This is a genomic window from Nostoc sp. 'Peltigera membranacea cyanobiont' 213 (genome assembly GCF_002245975.1).
In the GTDB taxonomy this organism is placed as follows: domain Bacteria; phylum Cyanobacteriota; class Cyanobacteriia; order Cyanobacteriales; family Nostocaceae; genus Nostoc.
The window spans coordinates 78,947-100,628 of the sequence record NZ_NOLI01000002.1; the positions used below are offsets into that span (position 1 = coordinate 78,947).

Here is a 21,682-nt window from a genome sequence, read left to right on the forward strand (position 1 = left end):
TTCGTAATTTTGGAAAGTCAGATTTATATGGCGGCTGAAGAAATTAGAGTTCGCGGTACTGTTCAGGGGGTAGGATTTCGCCCTACTGTATATCGTCTGGCTAAAGCTTGCGGTTTGAGTGGGGATGTTTGTAATGATGGTGAAGGTGTATTAATTCGGGTATCTGGTAGTGAAGAAGCATTAACAGAATTTGTTGCCAGATTGCAAACAGAATGTCCGCCGTTGGCAATAATTAATCAACTAACAAGAGTTATTTATAAAGGTGAATTTAAATTTGATAATTTTGTGATTTCTACTAGTATCAGTAATGCCATTAAAACAGAAATTACCCCTGATGCAGCCACTTGTCCCCAGTGTCAAAAAGAAATATTCGACCCTTTTAGCCGCTTTTTTCGCTATCCATTTACTAACTGCACTCATTGCGGCCCCCGCCTGAGTATTATTCGTGCCATTCCTTATGACAGATGCAATACCAGTATGTCTGCGTTTGTCATGTGTCCCGAATGTGCAAAGGAATATCACGATGTTGAAAATCGCCGTTTTCACGCCCAACCTGTAGCTTGCCATGTTTGCGGCCCCACTGCTTGGTTAGAACGCGCTGATGGGAAATCGGTTACTGCTTCCATGTTCTCCATGTTGGATGATGTTGATGCCGTTTGTACATTGTTGCAAAAAGGTGAGATTGTGGCAATTAAAGGCTTAGGTGGTATTCATCTAGCTTGCGATGCAACACAGGAAAACGTTGTACAAAAACTGCGTCAGCGTAAAAAGCGCTATCATAAACCCTTTGCTTTAATGGCGCGGGATATTGAAATAATTGAACAATATTGTATTGTCAACGCCAAAGAAAAAGAATTATTAACCAGTTCTGCTGCACCAATTGTTTTATTACAAGCTTCAGATAAAAAACAATTAGCATCATCAGTTGCATCAGGGCAAAGTACCCTTGGTTTCATGCTTCCTTATACGCCTCTGCATCATTTAATTCTGCGGCGGATGAATCGCCCAATTGTTTTAACAAGTGGCAATCTTGCTGATGAACCACAATGTATTGATAATGACGAGGCGAGAGAAAAATTAGGAACAATTGCTGATTATTTTCTATTTCACAATCGAGAGATTATTAATCGGGTGGATGATTCGGTTGTGCGTGTTCTTAGTAATAAAGTTCAAACGATTCGCCGTGCCAGAGGATATGCACCAGCATCAATTAGTTTACCACCAGGATTTAACAAAATACCGCAAATTTTAGCAATGGGTAGCGAGTTAAAAAATACCTTTTGCCTATTGCGTGAAGGAAAAGCAATTCTCTCTCAACATCTGGGAGATTTAGAAAATGCTGCTACTTTTAATACTTACCAAGAAAATTTAAATTTATACTTAAATTTATTTGAGCATCAACCAGAAATAATTGCCATTGATAAACATCCTGAATATCTCTCAAGTAAACTTGGTAAAGAACTAGCGGATACAAATCAAATTCCAATTCATCAAATCCAACATCATCATGCCCATATTGCTGCTTGTATGGCAGAAAATGGAATTCCTTTAGATTCACCTCCAGTATTAGGTATCGCTTTAGATGGTTTAGGTTACGGGGATGATGGTACACTCTGGGGTGGAGAATTTCTTTTAGCAGATTATCGGAAGTTTCAGCGACTAGCAACATTTAAACCAGTAGCAATGGTTGGTGGTGAACAGGCCATTTATCAGCCTTGGCGTAATACCTACGCCCAATTAATAGCTGCTAAACTTTGGGATGATTGCCAAGAACAGTATGCTGATTTAGACATCGTAAAATTTCTGAATAAAAAACCGCTAAAGCTACTCAATCAACTTATAGAGAAAAAAATTAATTCTCCTCCAGCTTCTTCAGTGGGGCGGTTGTTCGATGCAGTGGCGGCAGCTATCGGTATTTATAGAGATGAATGTAGCTATGAAGGACAAGCTGCGATCGCACTTGAAGCTATAGTAGATGTTAATAGCTTAAATAATGATAAAGAAACGCTAATATATCCTTTTAGTTTTAGCTTTTCAGATAGTATTTATTGTATAGACCCGCGCCCAATGTGGCAAGCTTTGCTTGATGACTTACAGCAGCAGATTCCCCAACCAGTTATCGCTGCAAAATTTCACAAAGGTTTAGCAAATGCAATTGTGGAAATGGTTCAGCATCTTTCTAAAAAAAATCTGATTAATCAGGTTGTCCTAACGGGAGGAGTGTTTCAAAATTGTATATTGTTAGAGCAAGTTACCAAACAATTACAAGCATTAGGAATAAAAGTACTCACTCACAACTTAGTTCCAGCTAATGACGGCGGCTTATCTTTAGGACAAGCAGTGATTGCAGCCGCACAATTAATACATGAGTGCTGATGAAAAAAATTTTCTCCTAAATAATTCTCTCTGCGCCTCTGCGGTTCGTTTATCTTAAAAATAAAAAAATGTGCTTAGGAATCCCCGGACAAATTATCGAAATTACCAACGTTAAGCATAAATTAGCCCTAGTTAACATTGGTGGTGTTAAGCGCGAAGTAAATATTGCTTGTATCGTAGATGAACAACATCCCCCCGAAGCTTGTATTGGTGATTGGGTATTAGTCCATGTTGGCTTTGCCATGAATCGAATTAACGAACAAGAAGCGGCAGAAACATTACAACTCTTTCAAGAATTAGCAGCAGCACAAGCAGGGATTAGTACTTAAATAATAGACCACGTAAAGGAAAAGTTTAAAACTCATTTCTTTCTTTTTCTTTCTTCCTTCGCGCCCTTTGCGTCCTTTGCGGTTCGTTAAAAAAATTCTTACCACAAAACCAAAATTAACTGATGATTTCCTATGAAATATGTTGACGAATTCCGCGAACCGGAAAAAGCAGAAGCCTTACGCCGCGAAATCGCCAAATTATCCCGCCAGCTAGAAAAACCCATCAAAATAATGGAAGTATGCGGCGGACATACCCATTCCATTTTTAAATATGGTATCGAAGAAATATTACCCCAAACCATCGAACTAATTCATGGGCCTGGTTGTCCAGTATGCGTTATGCCAAAAGGGAGATTAGATGATGCGATCGCAATCTCTCAAAATCATAACGTCATTTTTGCCACCTTTGGCGATGCCATGCGAGTTCCCGGTTCCAAAACCACTTTACTGCAAGCCAGGGCGCAAGGTGCAGACATCCGTATGGTGTACTCTCCCCTAGATAGCCTGCAAATTGCCAGAGATAACCCCGACAAAGAAGTAGTTTTCTTCGCATTAGGCTTTGAAACCACAGCCCCCAGCACCGCCTTCACGATTCTGCAAGCAGCAGCCGAAGAAATTCATAACTTTAGTATGTTTTCCAATCACGTCCTTGTGATTCCCGCCCTCAAAGCACTATTAGATAATCCCGACTTGCAACTAGATGGATTTGTTGGGCCAGGTCATGTCAGTATGGTAATAGGCAGTGACCCATACCAATTTATTTCCCAACAATATAATAAGCCGATTGTCGTCTCAGGATTTGAACCCTTAGATATTCTCCAATCCATTTGGATGCTATTGCAACAATTAGTAGAAAATCGTTGCGAAGTTGAAAATCAATATAACCGAATTGTCCAAAAATCTGGAAATACAGTAGCCCTACAAGCCATAAATAAAGTTTTCGCCATCCGAGATAGTTTTGATTGGCGCGGCTTGGGAGATATCCCTTATTCAGGATTAAAAATTCAACCTGAATATGCTCAATTTGATGCCGAACTTAAATTTACCATTCCTAATCTCAAAGTAGCCGACCATAAAGCTTGTAAATGTGGAGAAATTCTCAAAGGAGTCTTAAAACCTTGGGAGTGCAAAGTATTCGGTACAGCTTGCACACCAGAAACACCAATCGGTACTTGCATGGTATCTTCCGAAGGTGCTTGTGCAGCCTATTACAAATACGGACGACTCTCCACAATTGCCAAAAGAACAATACCAAAAGTAACCATAACTCAAGAACCTCTCCCTGCTTGCGGCTTCTCCTCAGACTAATACATCTCACAAATACTCTGCGTACATTTGCGGTTAAAAAAATCCTTTAAGTATGAATATTCCCCCCCCAAACTCAATAAAAAATCCCCTATTCCAAAAAATAGAACAAACCCGCCGCCGCCAAAGGAAAGTGCAAGATAGTCATATAACTCTCGCACATGGTAGCGGTGGTAAAGCCATGCGCGATTTAATAGATGATATCTTTATCAGCAATTTTGATAACCCAATTCTCTCACAATTAGAAGACCAAGCCAGCTTCAACCTAACCCCTCTCCTCCAACAAGGAGATAGACTCGCATTTACAACAGATTCTTATGTTGTAGACCCTTTATTTTTCCCAGGTAGTGATATAGGAGAATTAGCCGTCAACGGCACAGTTAATGATTTAGCTGTCAGTGGTGCTAAACCTTTATATCTAACTTGTAGCGTAATTTTAGAAGAAGGATTACCTGTAGAAACCTTACGCCGTGTCGCAAACAGTATGAAAGCAGCCGCAGAAAAAGCTGGTGTTCAAATTGTTACTGGTGACACAAAAGTTGTACATCGTGGTGCTGCCGATAAACTCTTTATTAATACTGCTGGCATTGGTATCATCCCACGAGGAGTTAATATTTCTGCCCACAACATTAAACCTGGAGATGTAATAATAATTAATGGTGAAATAGGCAATCATGGAACAGCAATTTTAATTGCCCGTGGGGAATTAGCTTTAGAAACTAATATTGAAAGTGATTGTCAGCCGTTACATAGTTTAGTAGAAACTATTCTCCATGTATGCCCACAAGTTCATGCTATGCGAGATGCTACACGCGGTGGTTTAGCTACAGTATTAAATGAATTTGCCCTCACTTCCAATGTGGGAATTCGTATTTTTGAAGAATCTATCCCAGTGCGTGAAGAAGTCAACGGAGTTTGCGAAATTCTCGGTTTAGACCCATTGTATTTAGCTAATGAAGGGAAGTTAGTTGTGGTGGTTCCAAAAGAGAATGCTGAAAATGTTTTATCCGCTATGAAATCTCACCCAGCAGGCAAAGATGCTTGTATTATTGGCGAAGTTATTTCTTCACCTCCAGGTATCGTATTGTTAAAAACCGTTTTTGGTGCTGAAAGGATTGTGGATATCTTGGTAGGCGACCAATTACCACGAATTTGTTAATTTTTAATAGATTTTATAGTATGCACGAATTTGGAATTACTCAAAATATTGTGGCAATTGTAACTGAACACGCCAAAGGTGCAAAAGTACAGCGAGTTTTATTAGAAATCGGTAAACTTTCAGCCATTATGCCCGATGCTATCCGATTTTGTTTTGATATTTGTACTCAAGGCACAGTTTTAGAAGGGGCGACATTAGAAATTGTGGAAATCCCAGGCTTAGGGCGATGTCGCCAATGCGGTGCAGAAATTTATTTAGATAAACCATTTGGTATTTGTAGCTGTGGTAGCGTGCAATTAGATTTGATTGCTGGTGAAGAACTGAAAATTAAAGAAATAGAAATAGAGGAATTATGTGTGTAACCTGCGGTTGTTCTGATGATGGCGAAACTAAAATTATCAATTTAGAAACAGATGAAGCTGAACATCATCATACTCACACTTTATCAGATGGTACTGTTATAACTCATTCCCACAGCCATGATACTCATATAGAAGCGCCTCAAATTCATGCCAAAATACATAACACAACAATATCTTTAGAACAGGAGATTTTAGCGAAAAATAATCTGCTAGCTGCCCAAAACCGGGGATGGTTTAAAGGTCGAAATATTCTCGCTTTAAATTTAATGAGTTCTCCCGGCGCTGGCAAAACAACTCTGTTGACAAAAACCATTAATGATTTAAAAAATCAATTATCTATCAGTGTCATTGAAGGCGACCAAGAAACTGCTAATGATGCCAAAAAAATTAAAGAAACTGGTTCTAAAGTTATCCAAATAAATACTGGAACAGGCTGTCATTTAGATGCATCAATGATAGAGAGGGGTTTACAACAACTGAATCCGCCTCTGAACTCGGTTGTGATGATTGAAAATGTGGGAAATTTGGTTTGTCCAGCCTTATTTGATTTGGGAGAAAATGCAAAAGTAGTGATTCTCTCGGTTACAGAGGGAGAAGATAAGCCGATAAAATATCCCCACATGTTCCGTGCCAGTAACATCATGATTATCACGAAAATTGATTTGCTGCCTTATGTAGATTTTGATGTTCAAAAGTGCATAGATTATGCTAGGCAAATCAATCCTCAAATTCAGATTTTTCAAGTTTCTGCAACTACTGGTACTGGGTTGGAGAAGTGGTATGCGTGGCTAATTGAAAACTTAAAAATTTGTCAACGCTAATTTCTTTACGCTTGAGGAATATTTTATTTTTTTTTACGAACCGCGAAGGACGCAAAGGACGCAAAGGAAGAGATAGGTAATTTTAAACCCTATCATCAAAAAGATAAGTCATTGATTTACTGAATCCCTCTGTGGGTTCATGAAAAATGGAAGTATTTTTTATAACATATAAAATGCATACTTCCATTTTTCTATCAGTGTGTAAATCCTCATGGCTAAAGTTGAAGAATTGACACCCCAGCAACTCTCTGAAACAAACCTGAAACCACGAGGGAGAGTTTATCCGAGTCCTATCAGTTGGCGCGACCAGTTTTTGTACCAATTGATAGTAGATAGATTCAGTGATGATAATGAAAATCAAAGAGAACTTTTTGACCACACCAATCCTGCAAAATTCCAGGTTAAAGACAAAGCCGACTGGATGGCAGCAGGGACAAAGTTTGTAGGTGGTACTCTTAAAGGAATTAAGAGTAAATTAGACTACTTGCAGCGATTGGGAGTAACAACGCTGTGGATTAATCCACCTTGGCGACAATGTTCTGAGTTAGAAGCTTACCATAGCGATCGCACTCAAGACTTCTTAAATATTGACCCCCACTTTGGAACCCGTCAAGATTTAAGAGATTTAATTGATGCTGCCCACGATCGCAGGATGTATGTAATCCTAGATGTAATATACGACCAGAATTCTGATAACTGGTTCAACAGAAATGATGTAATTGCAGCCTTAGCCAGAGTTTATCAATATTGGATTGCTCTTTCTGACTGCGATGGTTTGCGAATAGATAGCCTCAAACACGTTTCTCCAGAAGATTCCCGCAAATTTTGCACAGCTATTCGTGAATACGCCGAATCTATCGGTAAAGACAACTTTTTACTAACTGGGGAAATAACCTCCGGTAGTATGGCTGGTGCTTATATAGACATTATTGCTCGGAACCTTAGTGCTGTATTAGACAACGTACAAACTCCGAATGAATTAGCTGCATTCGCAAAAGGGTTAGTACATCCCAAACAATTTTTCGATTTGTATAGCGAAAACCATCTCGCTGGAGAATATCGCCAAATTGGGACATATCATGTCTCCATCTTGGATGACGATACTAATAAGCAAAGATTTGCCGCATACAGTAATGTATCTCATCTTTATGAGCAAGTTGCTCATGCTGTCGGCGTGCAATTAACCATCCCAGGAATCCCTGCTATTTATTATGGGACAGAACAGGCTTTTGATGGAAATGAAGATTATCACGATTACAGCATAGAAGGTGGCAGGTTTGCCGAAGATAGATATATCAAAGAAGCGATGTTTGGCGGTGCTTTTGGCGCATTTCAAACAGCCGACTGTCATTTTTTTGATATTGACCATCCTACCTATTTGCGAATAGCTGCGATCGCGCGTATCCGCAACAGTCACGATAAAATTGGTAAAGCATTGCGTCAGGGACATCACTACCTGCGCGAAACATCCTTTTATAACTACCCCTTCTCGATTCCCGGACAAGGTGAATTAGTTGCTTGGTCACAAGTACTATTTGACACAGAAGTGTTGATGGTATTGAATACCAACGGCTTAGAAAATCGAGGTGCAGAAGTAACAGTAGATACTTATATGCATCCTCAAGACTCGACCATGACTTTTTTATACAAAAGTGATTGGAGAGATGCTGATTTACGCGATTCACGGCAAAATCAAACTGTAACTGTGCAACATCATAACGACCGTCGCGCAACTGTCCGAATTGATTTGCCTCCTTCAGGAATGGCGATTTTGGCGTAAGTAAACATTAGTATTTGGGCAAAGTTTTGGGTAAAAACCTAGTTTAAATTTATAAACTTTTACCAGAAGCTTTGCCCCAAGAATGAGTAAATATCTCGTTTCTAAATTTTTATAAAAATTTTTTGACTACTTTGCACCGCCATAACCTTGTCCTTCTGCTTTTCGTTCATTCATGACCCAATCACGAGTTGTAGGTTCCTTATATTTATGTGGTTTTATTGCTGGTACTGGAATACCACCAGGATTAACATTTTTAATCAATCCTTGACTGATTATGTATATAATTTCATTTGATGCTGGCTTGGAGGAACATTTTTGTTTCTTATGCTTTTTATTAACTTCAATAATCTTAGCTATTTTCTTCTTTTTTTCAAGTCTTAACTTTATTTCAGGTGTTTCCAAAAGAGCATATATTTCATCAAAAAGGTTGCCCATTCCTGCTCGATAATCATCTTTTTTCCCATTAAGGTAACTATTTATTTGCAAAATACGATTAAAATTTTTATCTGTTATATTTCCATCCCTCTGAAAAACTTTACAAAAATTCTTGTAAGTACTGAGGACTAGAAACGCTTGACCTTTCGTTAGCACCATTACTAATTAACTTCTAATAACAACTTTAAATATTGTAACCAGAGGGTCAAGATGTGATGTAGCGACCCTTAAAAAATCAACTTAGCGAAAGATCAATTTATTAACACCATTCTCCAAATCCTCGTCCGTGACTTCCAGATACCTATCTAATGCTACCAGCGTTTTATGTCCCGATATTTTTTTTATTACTTTGGTGCATACGTTTGATAAATGCATTTTGGTGAGGCACGTTCGCCGAAACGAATGGGTGCTGGCACCTTCGATATCAAGCTCATCAACGTAAAATCTTGTCGGCAGAATCGTGGTGGATATGTCCGCGTCCCCAGCGACCAGGAAATAAAAAGTCTTTGGCAGAGGAATAAGCATCTAGTATTTCCCGAAGTTCGTCACAGGTAAAATAGATGTGCGCCAAGTCCCTATGCACTAACCCCAGAACCCACCATGAATCAAAAAATCTATCAGCTTCCTCTAACCTTCGAGCAAATTCTTAATCTTGTCCTACAATTACCAGCACAAGAACAAGAAGAACTCATTCAAGAAATAAAGAAAAATTCTCCAAAAAATAAAGATGAAGATTTACTTAGTGTTTTTGAAAGAATCGGCAGAAATGCTCAAGCCAAAGGACTAACCGAAGAAATGCTAGAAGAATTACTCACCGATGAATCATAAACTAATTGTCATTGACACAAATGTTTTAATTAGTGCTGCCCTGAGTCCTGATGGAACAGCCCGGAAAGCCCTAGATAAAGTCTATAAAGAATTCTTTATTGCTCAAAGCGATGAAACTTATCAAGAATTAAAGACACGAATTTACAAACCTAAGTTCGATAAATATATCTCAGATGAAGAACGGCAAGATTTTTTAGATGTAGTCAAAAAATACAGTAAATTTATAGAAATAGAATCTCAAGTCAACACCTGTAGAGATGCAGACGACAACAAATTTTTAGAACTTGCTAAAGATTCCAACGCCGAGTTTCTGCTCACAGGAGATCAAGACCTTTTATCACTCAATATCCTAGCCGAATATCAAAACCAGATCATTACTCCCAGAGACTTTCTTGACCTTGATTAATTCATAGCAAAAATCAACTCCTGATGAAGTTACTCTGCCCTACTTCTAGTTTTTTCATAAATAAAATATGATTCCTATATACCAATCCTAAATCATTGGTGAAAATTACATATCTCTTTCTTTTTTCTTACCTTTGCGTACTTTGCGTCCTTTGCGGTTCGTTTCATTATCTATATTTTTCACGACTCATTTAAGACTGCTATAGCTGAATTCTTCTTCAAAAGACTTGTTCGCGTAAATATACGCGAACAAGCCTTTTTTGTCCAAACTTTAGAAGTACAGGGTGTAATAAGGATGAATCAGCTATATTTTTTGTGATTCCCAGTGTGCCTATTTACCTCACAGCCAATCTCGATAAGCAGATATTTCATTTACGCTGATTTCAAACGGCATCCCCTTACCAAATGGCGGATAAACGCGGATTTTGCCATTGCTAGTAAACCGTTCTAACCTATTACCCAACTGGGCAATATTGCTGACTATATGCCAGTAAGATACTAAGTCAGGGCAATCAATAATTAATGTTAGGATGCTAGCATTTGTTGTGAGATACCACTGACAATTAGACAACAAAACTCGCGTAATGCGATCGCAAGCTAGAAAAAAGCATCTGCCAGTAGACTGTTCTAGCTCCATTTGCAGCATTGCATCCTGTTTCGTTACCTCAGTTGGAGGTAAATCATCGGGAGGAAGCAGGTAAAGTTTAGAAGACATAATTTCGCACCTCTTGGTTGTAGCGCGTCAAACTCTCCAAGTTTTTTTGCATATCCGAAGACGAGGGTTTGAGGGCTAGCGTACCTAAATTTAATTCGTCTTGAAATTTCTTGATTTTGTCTCGACAAGTCTCCACATCACCGATAATTGAATTTTCAATCAAATAATCTTCGTCGAAACAAATGTTTGTACGATCGAATGGTTTTTGGTTGGAATTCGCACTATTTTGCAATACTTGAGCCGTATTAGCCTTCATTTTCTGACTAAATTGGCGGATGAAAGGCAATGCCTCACTCACTGCTTCATCAAATGTTTTGCCAACATAAAAAAAGCGTGCCAGCACGAAGTTTTCTGCACCACTAGAATTTAAGGCTCGATATTTAGCAACAGTATCCTTCAATCTTGGTAGGGAGAATGGCGGCCCGCCCATTAAGCTGAAGGAATGTTTAGCAGCAAACTCAATCCCATCATCGCCGCCAGTGGCAACATACACTGGTACTTGACTCTGCAATGGTTTTGGGTAAATGGTTAAGCGATCGCATTGATAATACTTGCCATTAAATGATACATCAGTTTCATATAAAAGCTTTTGAACCAGTGCGATCGCCTCTAGCATCTTGGGACGGGATTCACTTGGGAGTGTCGCAAAATGCTTATTTTGTTGCGGAAAGGGGCCGCCTTTGGCAACTCCAAATAATAATCTTCCATTGCACAGGTTATCCAGAGTGGCGATATCCTCCGCTACCCGAATTGGGTTGTGGAATGGCAGTAACACCGCCGCAGTAGCCAATTGGATAGTTGAAGTCAGTCCCGCCAAATGTGCCATTAACAGCAACATAGACGGGCTGAGATTGGATTCACTAAAATGATGCTCACTCACCCAGGCTGACTCAAAACCTAAGCTTTCTGCCTGTTTTATCAGTGTCACTTGCTCAAAGATGGCACGATGAGCATCTTGGTGGTGATTATCGTAATTGCAGAAAATTCCAGTTTTCATTACTTGCGTTGATACTTTGTGCTAGCTATTCGAGTGGTCGATAAGTTCGTACTAAGCACTTTAGTGCTTAAATTCCCCCTCTCGATTAATGCGCTGAATGACTAAGTTGCAACCCACTGCAACTCCAACCATAAGCGTGGATTGTTTTCTTTGAGCTTCGACATCGGATCGCGCAATAATCGCTTGGCATTCATGCAGACTACCTGCACTAGACCCATGTTGTATGCTACTTCTCTGAGTATTTCTTTGTGGGCTTGCACACAGGAAATCATTTCGGCAGAGCAATAAATTCCTATATATTGCAAGCGTCTAGCAGGTCGCCCCCAAAAACAGGTGATGACTTGCACATGACACCCATCTAGTAATTCCCCAACTTTTGGGTAGTAGTGGTTGAGGACTCTTGTGAATTCTTTGGCTAAGATATCTTCAGCAATCATTGGAACTGATATTTCTGTAGCGTCCATCACGCTATTTAATATAACATAATTTTATCAATTAAATATGACAAAATGCCTTATTAGGTTTAAATAAAATATTAAATATTACAGAAAAAAGAGGTGTACCTTATTTAGTATCACCTCCGATTTGCGTAAAGCATCTTTATATTGAATCAGATATCAAAGTAGCCTTGCTGACAAAAATTTGATATCAAAATCATGAATTCAAATAAAATGTATTTTATTAGTACATTTTATTTGAATTATAAATATTAAATTTTTAATTATTATCGAGCATTGCGCTCACAAACTAATACCTCCGCGATGATATCCGGCACATTTCCAAAGTCTGCAAATCCTTCATCACCACGGATTGGTGATATAAATGTATAGTTAGGATCGCACACTCCATTGTCATAAACTTGAAGAAACCACCTATCGGGAAATCCTTCTACACCTAATTCTACAGTGTACCAACTCTCGCCAATCAAATGAGAGCTAAAGATTGTGAACCACTCCCGATTCTCTTCTGAAATATTCCAATCTGCCATTAGCAGTTCTAAAGCAATTTGTCCCGCATCTGTTGAAGTCAACAACATTTTTACTCCTTATTTGCGACTTCAGTATTTTCAACATCGGTATTCGGAACTTCCGGGTATAAACCCAGTTCTTTAGCTAGCTCACGCGCCACAAAAAATAAAAACTTGGCACCGTCTTGATTGCCTTCATGGGCAAACATAGTTGCTACTTGTAACATTGCTTGTACGAAACCGGAATCAATCAACTCTGGCTTAGATTCTAAAACTTGTGGTTCTTGACCATTAGGACATTTGAGCAATTCATCAATCAGGTTAAAATACAATTGTTGGCGTTGTTCTGACATGGTTTTTCTGTTGATTTTAGTAAGTAAATAGTGAATTGGTTACTGTTCGATACTTTGCCGCCACAGTCTTTCCAACATTTCAACTTGTTCTTTTAAAACAGCCGCACGATGTACAAGATATCTGTCATAAAAGAGAATGCCTAACCCAACACAAATAGGGGTTAACAAGAAGAACCATTGCAAAATAGCGGCAAATTTATATTTTTCAGCAACAGTCAGCATTTGATGAATCACATTACGATCAGAGGATTTGATGCTAGTCTGAGGGGAATGTGTAACCTCTGTCTGGGGAGCCAAAGCGGGAGCATTTTTAGTAGTCTTGTTAACTTCGTAAGCTAAATTCTGGGATTTTACTAAGTCCAGATGTCGCTCCCAAATTATGCCAAATACTACTACGCCTGGAGAAAGCATTACTAAGGTAACTACACAAACCGTAAGGACATTTAAAACTTTTGCTTTCATCTTGGCTCTCCCTTGCTAGGTAGTCTGCACCCAGTAAGAAAATATCCTTTGCTGTTTATCTCAAACAGTTTTGATATTAAAATATGTGTAAACGGTAATTTTCACAATCATAAGTTGTCAGCTTTTTTTCTAATTACCACTGACTACTTACCAATAAAAAGTTACCAAATTTTTCGCAAAACGTAGGATTATTCAATCAGAAAGAACGCACTTAGATCGGGAATCTCATTTCATCTTACTCTCAAAAGGGAGATTAAGAAGTCCCCCCTAGTTCACTCAGCTTTCGCTCAGGAATGTTGGGGGGTAGAGGGGAATCTCTGCGTAAATCCTATACGATTTATATCAGCCCCTCTCCACAAAACAGTCTACCCCAGCCCCGTTAAGATTATTAAATTCATTAGAATAGTACTCAAAGCCTGTAATCTTCATCTGATAAGCATTATAAAAATTTATTGGGGTATGGGTGCTAGTGTTTTTGAGACAGGGTGCTAGTGTTTTTGAAGTGGGGTTCTGGTGTTTTTGTACTCAACCTAAAAGCAATGTAGGCAATACTTTAGAACTGTTTTTGATGTTAGTTTTGCTAAACAAAAGCTGCACTCAAAAGGAAATATGAATGTCTCTTGATAAAGATAAACTAATAAATTGAGAAAATCAATTAAATGTTTTGAAATTAAATTGTATTTCCATAACAAATGGAAAATAACAATAAAAATTATTCATATATACAGAATTATAAAAATTAATCTTAGCCTGAGAGACAACAGTCAGCAATTCCAAATGGTAAAATATAAGAATGAGAGCGTCTGATAAAAGTTCTTCCTAAACTTTCATATTTGGTAGTTTGGTTAGAATACAAAGTATATGCACTCATTGACATTAAACTGTAAATTAAATACACACGAGCTTATTGTTACAAGTAAATACTTTGTACTAAGATTTAGAATTATAGGAGTTAAATAATGCGGATTGCTCAAGACATAACAGAATTAATTGGACGAACTCCTTTAGTTCAACTAAACAAGATTCCTCAAGCTGAGGGAGTAGTAGCAAGGATAGTTGTCAAATTAGAAGGGATGAACCCAGCAGCTTCGGTTAAAGACCGCATTGGGTTAAGTATGGTACTTTCAGCAGAAGCGGCTGGCTCAATTACCCCTGGAAAGACTATTTTAGTTGAACCTACTTCGGGCAACACAGGAATTGCTCTAGCGATGGTAGCTGCGGCGCGTGGCTACCGTTTGATTTTGACAATGCCAGAGACGATGAGCCAAGAACGACGCGCTATGCTCAGAGCTTATGGCGCAGCTTTGGAGTTGACACCAGGCGCAGAAGGAATGCGGGGAGCTATTCGCAAAGCCGAAGAGATTGTGGCTAATACTCCTAATGCTTTTATGCTGCAACAGTTCCGTAACCCAGCCAATCCCAAGGTTCACCAGGAAACTACCGCCGAGGAAATTTGGGCAGATACAGACGGAGAAGTGGATATCGTTATTGCTGGGGTAGGTACTGGTGGGACGATTACTGGCATTGCAGAGGTACTTAAGAGTCGCAAGCAGACTTTTAAAGCGATCGCAGTTGAACCCAGCAATAGCCCTGTCCTCTCCGGTGGTGAAGCCGGGCCACATAAGATTCAAGGCATTGGTGCCGGATTTATCCCAGACGTTCTCCGCCTAGAATTAGTTGATGAAGTAATTAGAGTCAGCGACGAACAAGCGATCGCTTATGGGCGACGTTTGGCAAAAGAAGAAGGCTTATTATCTGGGATATCCTCTGGTGCAGCTTTGTGTGCTGCAATTCAAGTCGGTAAACGCCCAGAAAATGCCGGACGTTTAATCGTGATGATTCAGCCTTCCTTCGGCGAACGTTACCTCAGCACCCCGATGTTTCAAGATTTGTCCTTAGAAACTGCTGGTGTCCGTTAAAGAGAGTAGAAAAGGAAACAAATTAAAAATCCCACGGCTTAAGCTGTGGGATTTTTGATTCATCCAAAGAGTGGTATTTCAGCTTCTACACACTAACAGCAACCTTCTTAATGACTTCCTGGGAAATTGGAATGCTGATTTTAAACTCCGTTCCCTTGCCTAATTCTGAGGTGCAAGAGAGCGAACCACCATGTTTTTCAGCGACAATTTGGTAGCTAATCGATAAACCCATACCTGTCCCTTTGCCTACAGGTTTTGTGGTAAAGAAAGGATCGAACAGACGTTGCCGAACAGATTCTGGCATACCTAGACCATTGTCTGCAATCCGAATTTCGACTTGATGAGCATTAATTTGTTCAGTGTAAATAGTAATGGTTGGAGTTGTTATTTGTCCTTGATTCTTCGCTAATGACTCTTCCAAAGCATCGATCGCATTACTCAACACATTTATAAACACTTGATTGAGTTGCCCTGCATAGCATTCCACTTGGGGTAGCTTGCCGTAGTGTTTAACAAGCTCAATACCTACACGATCTGACTTTTCTGTGAAGCGATGTTGCAGAATCATTATGGTACTATCAATGCCCTCATGAATATCAACGGCTTTAATTTCCGCTTCGTCCATGCGTGAGAAGCTTCGTAGCGAAGCGACAATTTGCCGAATTCGGTCTGCTCCAACCCGCATAGAAGACAGTAGTTTAGGCAGGTCTGACAGCAGGAATTCCAGATCGATTGCTATAGCTTCTGACTGAATTTCTGGATGGGGAGATGGGTAATGTTTTTGGTAAAGTTCCAGCAACTTTAGCACCTCTTGGGTGTAGGCGTTGGCATGAGTCAGGTTGGCAAAGATAAAATTGACTGGATTGTTGATTTCGTGAGCAACACCAGCTACCAGTTGCCCTAAGCTTGACATTTTCTCGGTCTGCACAAGTTGAGCTTGGGTTTGTTGCAATTTGTACAGAGATTTTTCGAGTTGTTCGGCTTTTTCTCGCTCTCGCATTTCAGATGCTTGCAAAGCTTCATTATTAGCTTCCAATTGTTGCGAGTAAACTTGTAGGTTGGTGTAAAGACGAGCGTTCTCGATCGCAATCGAAATTTGTGCTGTCAATAGACTCAGCACATTCACCCGTTCTGAAATAAAAGCGCCAGGAATGAGATTATTTTCCAGGTAAATAAGACCAGTAAACTTGCCAGAGTGAATCAGTGGGAGACACAAAATCGATTTGGATTGGTGAGTGATGATATAAGTATCAGTCGCAAAACGGGAGTCTTTAACAGCATCGTTTAAAACCAGGTTCTCTCTGGTTCTTTCCACATAATTAAATAAGGCAATCGGGAGTAAAGGTGAATTAGTCTCATCCTGCCCGTTAACAACAACATTAACGTTCTTACCTTCAACTATTCCCGCCGCTTCTCGCATCCATTGATCCTCGTGCTTGACAATAAAGTAACCTTGTTGAGCGCCAGCATTTTCAATGACATTTTTCATCAATCTTTCGAGCAAGCGACTTAACACCATCTCTTCTGACAAGACTTGCGAAGCTTTCATCACCGCCATCATGTCGAGAATTTGAGCGCCTCCGCTAGTCGTGGAGCTTGTTTGAATAGTTGGCAGGTAATTCGTTTCTGGTTTTTTTGTGTTTGATTGCACAATTAATTGCGGATAGCGTGCTTCTAAATCTTTGACTTTAGCTTTAGCACCCCAATGGCCATAAGCATAGTAAGCATTGGTCATGTATGTTTGGGCAATGGCTTTTTTACCCCACGACAAATAGAATTTAGCCGCGAGTTCGTGAGCGATCGCTTCTTCGTTGATATACTCGTTTTCTTTAGCAAGTGCGATCGCTTTGTCGTACATCTCGATCGCTTCAATTTTTTCGCCTAAAACCCGATGCCGTTCTGCTTCTACTAAATAGAATTTGTGTAAATGATTCATTGGGGCATGATGCGCCCATTTTTGCATTTTTTCTTGATTAGCTTGTATTCGGTCAAGAATGCCCTGCTGCTCTGATTGTGGAGTATCAGAATATACTGCTAACCACACCAAAGAATCGTAGAAATGGAAGATAGGAATAACAGGCAATCCTACCATTGCACCTAAATACTTCTCTGCTATAGCAGTATGCTCAATTGCTTGAGAGTAGTTTTCAAACAAATAACAAAGTAAAAGTTTGTTCAAATATGAGTAGAAAATTCCCGAATTATCATTTGCTTGCAGGTGCAGGGGCAACCTGATTTCCTCGTCGTAGACTTCACCCTGGAGACGACAGGGATCTTCACTTCTTCCGAGTAAATTTAAGACAGCCTGCAAATAAATTTCTTGAAAATTCAGTGCTGTTTCTTGCTTAATTTTATAAATAGCATCTCTGTAAGTTGCCATCTCTGTTTCCAGTCCAGTCAATTCTTGGCCGCTAAAGTAAGCGCAATATGAGTATACTATTAGACCAAAAGCAGCCCATTCTAAATCTCCCGTCTCCATTCCGCTAGCGTAAGCTGACATGAAAGGCTCTAATGTTTCTTTGAGATGCTCTTTCCAATGTCGGGTAAATATATTTACGATGACAACTGTCTTGGCTTTGATTTCTTGAGCATTCAACTTTGACACTAGATTTAAAGCTAATTGACCAAGCTGATGACCTGAATCAATATCTCCCACAACTCCACAAAGCAGAAGACCATAATTGGCATAACCAAAGGGAGATACCGAGGCATTACCATATTGGACGGATAATTGTACTTGTTTGCACACCGTCAAGGGCAATAGTTGTGGAACCGCAAGATATACAGCAGCAAAGATACTTGATAAAAGTCTGATAGCTGCTAATTTATAAGGATCGCTCATTTGAGGCAGTTCAATTAAATCCTCAATTCGCTTCTCGTTGAAAATTGCCGCAGTTTCCCCTAATGCTTGCCTAATATCTGACGGGTTAGGCTCTTGGGGAAACTCTACCCCTAACAGCTTTAAAACTTCTAACGCTGTATTAACTGCTTCTAATAGCTTGGTCTGGGATACGTAAGCTTGAATCTGGACTTCATAAACTTTAATTTTGTCGAGCAGCGTTTTAGCGCAGTTTTGTACTATCTCAACAAATCTCTGCATTCCGGCAAAATCACCGCTCAAAAAAGCTGCCTCTGCTGCTTCTGAGTGCAATGCTAATGTTAATTCATATTCACATTTCCAGCTTTCTTCCACTAATAATCCCAAACCAACTTGCAAATATTTGATCGCGGAATCATTCGCTGTGGCGGCTTTGGCTCTCTGACCTGCGATCAGATTGAGTTCTGCAAGTTGATATTTTTCTGTTTCAGATATGAGTAAATCAGTACCGTAATTGAGTTGATTAACTAAAGCAAATATATTTTCTTTGCGTTCTTCTGGTGTAATATTTTGCAGCAGTAATTGACCAATTTTCAGATGCGTTGCTTTCTTCTGCTCATCGGGAATCAGAGAATACGCCGCTTGCTGTACTCGATCGTGTAAAAACTTGTAGTCAACTTTGACATCAGTTAAGGTAACGTCGCCTGAATCTTCCTGACTAAACACTAAAGGAATTTTGTAATCCTGATTTAACGGCAGAATTAACCCAGCTTGCAGGGCTGACCACAATTGCGCCGCAGTTGTTAAAGAAGATGCTTCATTAACGATCGCCAATACTTCTAAGTTAAACGTGCTGCCAATACAAGCAGCGAGTTTGAGGACTTTTTGCGTTTCTGGTGACAGTTTACGAATATTTCTCGCCGTCAGTTCAACCACATTCAGGTCAGTGATGCCGATCGCTTGAATATGTTGGATATTCCATTCCCACTTGCCGGAATGGAACTCGTATGTTAACAAGTCTTCTTGGTAAAGGGTTTTGAGCAGTTGCGTTAAGAAGAACGGATTGCCACCAGTTTTGTGTAATAGTAATTCTGTCAACGGGTTGCTATATTCTCTATGATTCTTCAATGTGTCGCTAATTAACGCTTCCACATCCGTTAGCTGTAACGGTGCTAAGACGATGTTATCTACCACCGCACCAGAGGATTGAATCTTGTCTAAACTGAGCATGAGCGAGTGGGTGGGCGACACTTCATTATCGCGATATGCTCCAATTAAAAATAGATATTTGCGTGGCTTGCCGCCGTAGGCATCGCTATCCGTCATCAATAGCTCAATTAAGTTCAGCGATGCCGAATCTGCCCACTGCAAATCATCCAAGAAAACAACCAGAGGATGGTCTTGGGTTGTGAATACGCCAATAAATTGCCCAAAAACGCGATTGAAACGATTTTGAGATTCAGCCGCACCCAGTTGTGTCACAGATGACTGAGTTCCAATAATTAGTTCGACTTCTGGAATAACATTAATAATGACTTGCCCATTCTCCCCCAAAGCAGTTAGAAGTTTCTCTTTCCAAACTTGAATTTGGGCTTCGTTTTCGGTGAGTAATTGCTGAATTAACGATTGGAACGCTTGAATCAACGATGCATAGGGAATATTGCGCTTGAACTGGTCAAACTTGCCTGCAATGAAATAACCCCTTGCTCCTACAATCGGTTTATGAACTTCATTGACAACACTTGTTTTTCCAATCCCCGAATAACCAGAGACGAGCATCATTTCGCTGCTACCACTCGCCACACGCTTAAATGCAGCCATCAATTTTGCTACTTCTTCCTTGCGTCCGTATAGTGTTTGCGGAATCAAAAAATGCCCGGATTTATCTTGTCTTCCCGGTACAAAGTTTTCAATTTTTCCAGTCGTTTGCAGTTGAAACAAACATTCCTCTAAATCAGCTTTCAATCCCCAGGCGCTTTGATACCGCTCTTCTGCTGTTTTCGCTAATAATTTTAAAATAACTGCACTAATCGCCTCTGGCACATCTCCCAGGATACGGCACACGGTTTCGCTACAGGGTGCGGCTGGTGTTTTGGCAATGTGACAGTGGATTAACTCCATCGCATCAACAGCTTGAAAGGGCAAAATACCCGTCAGCATTTCATATAAAGTGACACCCAATGAGTAAAAATCGGTGCGATAGTCAACCGCCCGATTCATTCTACCCGTCTGTTCAGGCGACATATAAGCAAGCGTACCTTCGAGCAAATTTGGATTGCTCAAAGTGGGATTTTCTTTATCAAGCCGTGAGGAGATACTGAAGTCAATCAGTTTGGCTTCACCAGAATCAGGGTCAATTAAAATATTGTGCGGTTTAATATCTTTATGAATAATTTGTTGGGCGTGCAGTTCTCCTAAAATTTGTGCCAGATTAATTCCCACTTTGAGGAAAGTAATCAAGCTGGTTGTTTGAGTTGCAATCACCTCTTGGAGCAAGCAACCCGGAATGTCTTCTAAAACCAAAGCCAGTCCATGCTGATAATTCTTTAACTCGTAGGCTTTAACAATGCCAGGAATTTGCAAAGACTCAATGATTTGATATTCGTGGCGCAGTCGGGCAATGTCTTCTAGGGGTGCATGTTCGCACAGGAGAGTTTTGACAATGACAGCAACGTTATCGGTTTCTCGCCGTCCACGATAAATGACGGTTTTACTACCGGAGTGGAGAGTTTCGAGGAGTTGATAGCCGGATAAAGTAGCTGTCATTGTTTTTTCTTGCAAAATTGGCATTCTTAATATGCCCATGCAAGATTAACTGTGTAACATCTGAGACAAAATGATACATAGTTTTAATACTTGAGAGCAAGAGACGCGATAAATCGCCGTCTCTACAATAATCAATCTTTTGTAGAGACGGCGATAAATCGCGTCTTTGCTTTGCTACATAAGTTCGGTACTAATGTTTACAGTTGCCTTGCTTTTGGTGTTGTTGAGAATCTTGACCGTGATTATGATCTTTACCGTGGGAACAGTTTTGCAAATCTTGCTTCAGAAGCTTGTCGCTGATTTCTTGCAAGGATTCATCCACAGCTTGTAAGCCAATCCAAGTATCAATCTTTTGGACATCAAATCCTACTTCGCGGCGATCGCCTACTTCTAACAAAGGACGGCGAATTAACAGTGGTTCTTTCAGCATCAGCGCCAAAGCGGTTTGTTCATCGACCTTTTCAGGAACCACCTCACCAGATTTTACCTTGGGGGCGGAAAGATTAAACCATTCGACTACGGGGCGATCGCCAAAAAATGAACGCAACCGTTCAGCTGTCCAAGCTTCTTTTAGCAAATTCTGTGGTATCACCTCATGACCGGCAGCTGTTAGCAAAACTTTTTGCTTAACTCCACCTTTACAGCCTGGTTTGCTATAGAAAATTACCTTTGCCATTGAACTATCTCCTAATTACTCTTTCGCGCTAAAGCGCTAACTACGAACCGATGAAATTAGAGGATGTTTGAAAAGTTCTCTTGTCAGTATCAAAAGTTTTAGATCCCTCTAAATCTCCCTTAAAAAAGGAGACTTTGATTCCGGTTTCCCACTTTTGAAGGGGGGGTTAGGGGGGATCTAAAAGCCTAAAGTCACAACAAAATATTTTT

The 21,682-nt window shown here is 39.9% G+C and carries 20 protein-coding genes; 11 read left to right on the forward strand and 9 right to left on the reverse strand.

The features are described from left to right. Positions 1 to 27 precede the first annotated feature (27 nt). From hypF to CDG77_RS01075, 7 genes are all read left to right on the forward strand, one after another. Entirely contained in the window at positions 28 to 2,376 is a 2,349-nt protein-coding gene (hypF, locus tag CDG77_RS01045) for a carbamoyltransferase HypF (RefSeq protein WP_094327448.1), read from the forward strand. 68 nt (positions 2,377 to 2,444) lie between these two features. Beyond that, positions 2,445 to 2,705: a HypC/HybG/HupF family hydrogenase formation chaperone gene (locus tag CDG77_RS01050; protein WP_094327449.1), complete on the forward strand. Its 261-nt coding sequence runs from the start codon at positions 2,445 to 2,447 to the stop codon at positions 2,703 to 2,705. A 132-nt stretch (positions 2,706 to 2,837) separates the two neighbouring features. Further along, entirely contained in the window at positions 2,838 to 4,013 is a 1,176-nt protein-coding gene (hypD, locus tag CDG77_RS01055; RefSeq protein ID WP_094327450.1) for a hydrogenase formation protein HypD, read from the forward strand. A 52-nt stretch (positions 4,014 to 4,065) separates the two neighbouring features. After that, on the forward strand, positions 4,066 to 5,169 hold the full coding sequence (gene hypE / locus CDG77_RS01060) for a hydrogenase expression/formation protein HypE (protein WP_094327451.1): 1,104 nt from the start codon (positions 4,066 to 4,068) through the stop codon (positions 5,167 to 5,169). A 20-nt stretch (positions 5,170 to 5,189) separates the two neighbouring features. Beyond that, positions 5,190 to 5,531: a hydrogenase maturation nickel metallochaperone HypA gene (gene hypA, locus CDG77_RS01065; protein WP_094327452.1), complete on the forward strand. Its 342-nt coding sequence runs from the start codon at positions 5,190 to 5,192 to the stop codon at positions 5,529 to 5,531. Next, a complete protein-coding gene (gene hypB / locus CDG77_RS01070) occupies positions 5,522 to 6,352 on the forward strand; it encodes a hydrogenase nickel incorporation protein HypB (protein WP_094327453.1) in 831 nt (276 codons plus the stop codon). Before hypA ends, hypB begins: the two co-directional genes overlap by 10 nt. A gap of 211 nt (positions 6,353 to 6,563) precedes the next feature. Beyond that, on the forward strand, positions 6,564 to 8,132 hold the full coding sequence (locus tag CDG77_RS01075) for an alpha-amylase family glycosyl hydrolase (RefSeq protein WP_094327454.1): 1,569 nt from the start codon (positions 6,564 to 6,566) through the stop codon (positions 8,130 to 8,132). Between the two features lie 126 nt (positions 8,133 to 8,258). Here the strand turns inward: CDG77_RS01075 and CDG77_RS01080 are convergent, their stop codons facing one another. Continuing rightward, the gene (locus CDG77_RS01080) at positions 8,259 to 8,726 is read right to left on the reverse strand and encodes a hypothetical protein (protein ID WP_094327455.1); all 468 of its coding nucleotides are present in this window, start codon (positions 8,724 to 8,726) and stop codon (positions 8,259 to 8,261) included. A 210-nt stretch (positions 8,727 to 8,936) separates the two neighbouring features. Here CDG77_RS01080 and CDG77_RS36160 point away from each other — a divergent pair, with 210 nt between their 5' ends. From CDG77_RS36160 to CDG77_RS01095, 3 genes are read left to right on the forward strand one after another with little or no spacing between them, the layout of a single operon-like run. After that, positions 8,937 to 9,122, forward strand: coding sequence for a hypothetical protein (locus tag CDG77_RS36160; protein WP_190233882.1), 186 nt, complete (start codon positions 8,937 to 8,939; stop codon positions 9,120 to 9,122). Between the two features lie 45 nt (positions 9,123 to 9,167). Beyond that, a complete protein-coding gene (locus tag CDG77_RS01090; protein ID WP_094327456.1) occupies positions 9,168 to 9,395 on the forward strand; it encodes a hypothetical protein in 228 nt (75 codons plus the stop codon). Beyond that, complete coding sequence (locus CDG77_RS01095) at positions 9,385 to 9,801, forward strand: putative toxin-antitoxin system toxin component, PIN family (protein ID WP_094327457.1); 417 nt, start codon at positions 9,385 to 9,387, stop codon at positions 9,799 to 9,801. The genes CDG77_RS01090 and CDG77_RS01095 overlap by 11 nt, the downstream gene beginning before the upstream one ends. 339 nt (positions 9,802 to 10,140) lie before the next feature. On the opposite strand, the gene CDG77_RS01100 is transcribed toward CDG77_RS01095, so the two are convergent. The 6 genes from CDG77_RS01100 to CDG77_RS01125 all read right to left on the reverse strand — a co-directional run bounded on the left by CDG77_RS01100 (position 10,141) and on the right by CDG77_RS01125 (position 13,294). Beyond that, the gene (locus tag CDG77_RS01100) at positions 10,141 to 10,515 is read right to left on the reverse strand and encodes a hypothetical protein (RefSeq protein ID WP_094327458.1); all 375 of its coding nucleotides are present in this window, start codon (positions 10,513 to 10,515) and stop codon (positions 10,141 to 10,143) included. Then, entirely contained in the window at positions 10,505 to 11,512 is a 1,008-nt protein-coding gene (locus CDG77_RS01105; protein ID WP_094327459.1) for an LLM class flavin-dependent oxidoreductase, read from the reverse strand. The genes CDG77_RS01100 and CDG77_RS01105 overlap by 11 nt, the downstream gene beginning before the upstream one ends. A gap of 101 nt (positions 11,513 to 11,613) precedes the next feature. Next, entirely contained in the window at positions 11,614 to 11,976 is a 363-nt protein-coding gene (locus tag CDG77_RS01110; RefSeq protein WP_181154323.1) for a hypothetical protein, read from the reverse strand. Positions 11,977 to 12,236: 260 nt separating this feature from the next. After that, positions 12,237 to 12,548, reverse strand: a complete 312-nt coding sequence (locus CDG77_RS01115; protein WP_094327460.1) for a hypothetical protein — start codon at positions 12,546 to 12,548, stop codon at positions 12,237 to 12,239. Between the two features lie 2 nt (positions 12,549 to 12,550). Next, entirely contained in the window at positions 12,551 to 12,832 is a 282-nt protein-coding gene (locus tag CDG77_RS01120) for a hypothetical protein (protein WP_094327461.1), read from the reverse strand. A gap of 39 nt (positions 12,833 to 12,871) precedes the next feature. Then, positions 12,872 to 13,294, reverse strand: coding sequence for a hypothetical protein (locus CDG77_RS01125; protein ID WP_094327462.1), 423 nt, complete (start codon positions 13,292 to 13,294; stop codon positions 12,872 to 12,874). 959 nt (positions 13,295 to 14,253) lie between these two features. Here CDG77_RS01125 and cysK point away from each other — a divergent pair. Beyond that, entirely contained in the window at positions 14,254 to 15,213 is a 960-nt protein-coding gene (gene cysK / locus CDG77_RS01130; protein WP_094327463.1) for a cysteine synthase A, read from the forward strand. Between the two features lie 85 nt (positions 15,214 to 15,298). On the opposite strand, the gene CDG77_RS01135 is transcribed toward cysK, so the two are convergent. Next, entirely contained in the window at positions 15,299 to 20,797 is a 5,499-nt protein-coding gene (locus CDG77_RS01135; protein WP_094327492.1) for a trifunctional serine/threonine-protein kinase/ATP-binding protein/sensor histidine kinase, read from the reverse strand. Positions 20,798 to 20,987: 190 nt separating this feature from the next. Next, entirely contained in the window at positions 20,988 to 21,473 is a 486-nt protein-coding gene (locus tag CDG77_RS01140) for an ArsC/Spx/MgsR family protein (RefSeq protein ID WP_094327464.1), read from the reverse strand. Positions 21,474 to 21,682: the final 209 nt, after the last annotated feature.